At 63.4% G+C, this 4,737-nt stretch carries 4 protein-coding genes; 2 read left to right on the top strand and 2 right to left on the bottom strand.

Features of this window, described 5'->3' with window-relative positions; translation table 11 throughout:
• The first annotated feature begins 102 nt into the window (after positions 1-102).
• Together AC2VOP_RS14950 and AC2VOP_RS14945 are read left to right on the top strand one after the other, a co-directional pair.
• Complete coding sequence (locus tag AC2VOP_RS14950; protein ID WP_486961704.1) at positions 103-1,380, top strand: NAD(P)/FAD-dependent oxidoreductase; 1,278 nt, start codon at positions 103-105, stop codon at positions 1,378-1,380.
• A 101-nt stretch (positions 1,381-1,481) separates the two neighbouring features.
• A complete protein-coding gene (locus AC2VOP_RS14945; protein ID WP_486961703.1) occupies positions 1,482-2,861 on the top strand; it encodes a dihydrolipoyl dehydrogenase in 1,380 nt (459 codons plus the stop codon).
• 45 nt (positions 2,862-2,906) lie between these two features.
• Here the strand turns inward: AC2VOP_RS14945 and AC2VOP_RS14940 are convergent, their stop codons facing one another.
• Positions 2,907-4,004 (bottom strand): S1C family serine protease, encoded by a 1,098-nt coding sequence (locus AC2VOP_RS14940; RefSeq protein ID WP_486961705.1) that lies wholly within the window; start codon positions 4,002-4,004, stop codon positions 2,907-2,909.
• Positions 4,005-4,201: 197 nt separating this feature from the next.
• Entirely contained in the window at positions 4,202-4,636 is a 435-nt protein-coding gene (locus tag AC2VOP_RS14935) for an Hsp20/alpha crystallin family protein (protein ID WP_486961702.1), read from the bottom strand.
• Positions 4,637-4,737 lie beyond the last annotated feature (101 nt).

Below are 4,737 nucleotides of genomic sequence, written 5' to 3'. Positions count from 1 at the left end.
ATCAAACACAGCACAACCATGAAAGCCATACCCGACGCCCCTGGGCAGTTCGAAGCCTACGGCCGAGGGCAACAACCACCCATCTAGAAAGGTAGGGCGATCATGATGACACACGGCAGACCGAAGGTCCTGGTACTCGGCAGCAGCTTCGCCGGGCTGACCACCGCCCGGTTCATCCGCGAGCACGCCGGCGATGCCGTCGAGCTGGTTGTGGTGGATCGAAATCCATATATGACCTTTGTGCCGAACATCCAGTTGGAGGTGTTCGCCGATCACAACCCTCTCGAATCCCTGCTGCTAGACACCCCGACGATCCACGGACACGACGGCAACACCTTCTTGAACGCGGAAGTGGTCGCCGTCGATCCCGACGCCCGCAGCGTGCGGGTCGTCCCGAGCGACCGTCTAGGTTCAGCGACCGAAGTGCTCGGATACGACTACCTGGTCATCGCACTCGGCAACCGTCAGGCCTACGACCGGATCGAAGGGTTCGGGGAGCACGGCGACACGGTCTCCAGCGGCTATTACGGCAACAAACTGCGCCGTCGTCTCGCGTCCTACCAGGGCGGGCCGATCGTCATCGGCTCGGCCCGGTTCCACCAGGGCGTGCAGGGCAAACCGGACTGGATGCCGGTGGGGGTCGCCGCTTGCGAGGGCCCGCCTTTGGAGCTCGCGCTGACAATGGCGCACTGGCTCGGTGAGCATCGCCTGGGCGATGCGCATCGCATCACGCTGTTCACCCCTGGGGCGATGATCGCCGAGGACGCCGGGGAGCCGATCGTCACCCCGTTTTTGAAGATGGCAGCCGAGCAGGGGTTCGGCTACCTGAACAAGACCGAAGACGTGGCGCGTCTTACCGCCGAGGGAATCGAGTTCCGAAACGGCGCGAGCCTGGAGGCCGAGATCAAGATCGTCATGCCGGACTGGGTGCCCCACGCGTTTTTGAAGGACCTCCCCGTCACCGACGAGTTCGGTTTCGTGGTCACCGACCGGTGGATGCGCAATCCCGCATATCGGGATGTGTTCGCCGTCGGCGACGCGGCGGCGATCACGGTGCCTAAGCTCGGAGGTCTGGGACATCAGCAAGCCCAGATCGTCGCCCGACAGATCGCCGTCGACGTCGGCGCACTCGCCGCCGATGAGGCCGGTCCCGATTACCAGCCCGAAATTCTTTGCTTCGGGGACATGGGCGGGCACCGCGGCTTCTACATCTACTCCGACATCTGGTATGGCGGTCACAATGCGGTGTTCAAGATGGGGCATGCTCCGTATGCGATGAAGCTCGCATTCAAAGAGATGTACTTTCGCACCGGCGGGAAACCGCCGTCGTTCGGGGTGCCGGCCACGCACCTGCTGATGGATCACTTCCCCGGCGAATAGCAGAAGCCCGGTTCGGGGCCAGCAACCCCGGACATCCACGTTGTTCACCGTCGGTGAGGTGTTGCGCATGGCACCGGGCCAAGAGAATGGAGGATTTGTGAATGAATGCCGTCGATGTGCTCACGATCGGCGCCGGTGGCGGCGCCTACCCAGCGGCTTTCCGGCTGGCCGCAACCGGACGAACGGTTGTGATGGTCGATCCCAAGGGGGTGATGAGCGGAAATTGTCTGGCCGAGGGCTGCGTGCCTTCCAAAGCCGTGCGCGAGATCGCTCATCACCTGCTGCAGCACAGACGATTTCATGCAAGCGGATTGCACGGGGAAGTCTGTGTCGACTACTCCGAGGTGGTCGCCCACAAGGATCGGGTGCAGACGCACCGCTATGAACAGCACGACGCAGAGTTGCGGGCTGCACCGAATATCACCCTTGTCAAGGGAACCGCCCGCATCGAGGATCCCCATACCGTGGCGGTGGACACCGACGAGGGTATTCGGCGGTTCAGCGCGCGCAATCTCATCGTCGCTAGCGGCTCGGATGTCTCCGTTCCGCCGATCCCCGGCCTCGAACACTGCCTCAACAGTCGAGACCTCTATGCACTTCACCCGTCTATGTCGCGGCTGCCGGCTTCCATGCTGGTCATCGGCGGCGGTTACGTGGGCTTGGAGACCGCATCGTTTTTTTCGGCTTTCGGCGCTCGGGTGACCGTTCTCGAACGCGAAGCGCAGCTGCTGCCCGGAATGGATCCCGACATGGTTGCGTTGCTGGCTCCGCTGCTGGACCCAAAGATCGAAATCATTCTGCAGGCTGAAGTGCGGCGGGTCGAACAAACCCCTGACGGTGTGCGGGTGGTTTTCTTCGACGGAGCCGCAGAACAGCATAGGTCGGCGCGGACAGCGTTTCAGGCGCTGGGCCGCCATCCGGTGATTCCGGTGGGCCTGCGTGAAATTGGTGTTGTGACCGACACTCATGGCGTGCAGGCCGATCCCACCCTGCAGACCAATCTGCGTCACATCTACGCCTGCGGCGACGTCAACGGAGAAACCCCTCTGTTCCACGCCGCGGTCCGTCAATCCGTGGCCGCAGCAGCCAACATCCTGGCCGGCGACCACCACGCGGATGCCGTGGACTTCCTGTCGACTCCCACGACGGTCTTCACGCTGCCTGCCGCCGCCTACGTCGGATTGACCCGTGCATCCGCAGCGGCAAAGGGGATCTGCGTCGTAGAAGGCGCCTATTCGTTTGCCGATGACAGCCGCGCGCAAATCTTCGGCGAAACCGACGGCGAGATCCGGTTGTTCTTCCAGGCGGGTTCACTGCGGCTGGTGGGCGGCTGGGTCGTCGGAATCGACGCGGGCAACCTCATCGGCCAGATCGGGCTCGCGGTCTCCCGCGGCCTGGACGCCCGAGACCTCGCCTCCTTCGCCGACCAGCACCCGATGAGCGCCGAAGGTATCTCCCGGGCCGCCCGAAGCCTCTTTTAAACGCTTTTAAACGGCTCGATGGACGTGCCTGCAGAAGAGCCTGCACTATACGGACCAAGCAGGTTCAGAGCCCGAGGTTCCATAGCCCAGTCCGGCTGCACCCGAACTATCTGGTGTGTCGGTTATCTGCCCGGCCCGGTCAGAGCCGAGGACGATAATCGAGGTTTGGCGACCGCCCGCGGCGTCGATAGACGTTACCAGCACGGTGTCGCCCGGGGCTTTGGACAAGACCGCAGCAACCAGCGCCTCCGCATCAGTTATCGCCCGGTCGTCGAGATTGGTGATCACCGCACCCGGATGCAGCCCCGCTGCGGCAGCCGGGCCGTTCGGCTGTGTCCTGCTGACTTTGGCACCGTGCGTGTCGTTGTCGCTCGTCACCTGCACACCCAGAACGGCATGCGATGCCGTTCCGGTACTGATCAACTCCTTTGCGATCCGCATGGCCTGATCGATGGGTAGAGCGAAGCCCACGCCGCGCATGCCGATCAACGAATTCACACCGACCAGCGCGCCGTTGCTATCGACCAGCGCTCCACCTGAACTCCCGAAGTTGGTAGCGGCGTCGGTCTGGATGGTGTCAAGAACGGTGATCCGGCGGCCGGTGGAGTCTACGGCGATGGGGATCGGGCGATGCAGCGCGCTGACGACGCCACTGGTGACAGAATTTTCCAGGCCCAGCGGCGATCCGACCGCCACAACTTGTTGCCCGACCCGAAGGGCGGCCGACGAACCGACGCTGATCGGCGTGCATCCCGAAATACCTTCTGCGCGAACAACCGCCACGTCGGTAGCGGGATCCGTGCCCACTACGGTCAACGGCGCGGCGCGTCCGTCGGCGAAGGTTGCCAACAGCGTGTCCGGGCTGATGGCACTCGCGCCGCCAACGCCGCCGGCCAGCACATGTCTGCTGGTCAGAAGCAGCCCGTCGGCAGTCAAGACGATGCCTGAGCCCACCGTCGACGGGCGATCAGGCTCAGTATCCAGTTTGACCACGCTGGGCATTGCTCTGGCAGCTGCTTGCTCGATGGCAGAACTTCGAGAATCGATGACGGGCCAAGCGCCCGATCGACTGGAGCCGCAGTGCCTGCAGTCGGCCGGGTCGATGGCCGATACGACAATCGCACCGACAGCTGCCGAGAACACCGCCAATATCAAGGCTCCGATCGACGTTCGCCAGCCGCGAACGCCGCTGTGCTGACGTGGATGACAACGGCCTTCGGTCGGTGGCCCGGGCGTGTGCCGGTGATGCGGGACGTGGCTCATGGCGGTCTGTGAAGCCTCAGTTCAGTGGCGCGGCCCCGGAGCCGCGGCAGGGTATCCGGGGCCGCCTGTCACCCGAGTCAGCTGGCAGCCTGCACGGTGATGTGCTTCTCTGCCGGTGCTGCCGGCTCGGTGACCGCCACCGAAACAGTGAGGATGCCTTTGTCGTAGGTAGCGCTGATGTCCTCCTCGTTAGCGCCGACCGGTAACGTGACCGACCGGACGAACGATCCATAGGAGAACTCAGAACGTCCCTTGGCTTCTTGCGTCTCGGTGCGTTCGGCTTTGATGGTCAGCTGCCCGTCGCGCACGGTGATGTCGACGTCCTTGGCCGGGTCGATACCAGGCAGTTCGGCACGCACCACGTAATGGCCATCCTCCATCTGGTCTTCAAGGCGGATCAGATTGCCTTCGATGAGTGGCCAGCTGCCGGGCCAGAACGAAAGACCACCGAACAGTTCGGACAATTCCGGTAGCAGCGACACGGGGTGCCGACGCACGGGAAGGTGTTTCATGGTGCTCCCTACCTTTCTAGATGGGTGGTTGTTGCCCTCGGCCGTAGGCTTCGAACTGCCCAGGGGCGTCGGGTATGGCTTTCATGGTTGTGCTGTGTTTG

It is taken from the genome of Mycobacterium sp. TH-M106, from assembly GCF_057473765.1.
The sequence above is the reverse complement of the archived record's forward strand: the minus strand, read 5'-3'. Positions and strand labels throughout refer to the sequence as shown.

Bases quoted from the DNA above. Each gene is read 5' to 3' on its own strand.
- AC2VOP_RS14950 (WP_486961704.1), top strand. From the start codon at position 103: ATGATGACACACGGCAGACCGAAGGTCCTGGTACTCGGCAGCAGCTTC.
- AC2VOP_RS14945 (WP_486961703.1), top strand. From the start codon at position 1,482: ATGAATGCCGTCGATGTGCTCACGATCGGCGCCGGTGGCGGCGCCTAC.
- AC2VOP_RS14935 (WP_486961702.1), bottom strand. From the start codon at position 4,636: ATGAAACACCTTCCCGTGCGTCGGCACCCCGTGTCGCTGCTACCGGAA.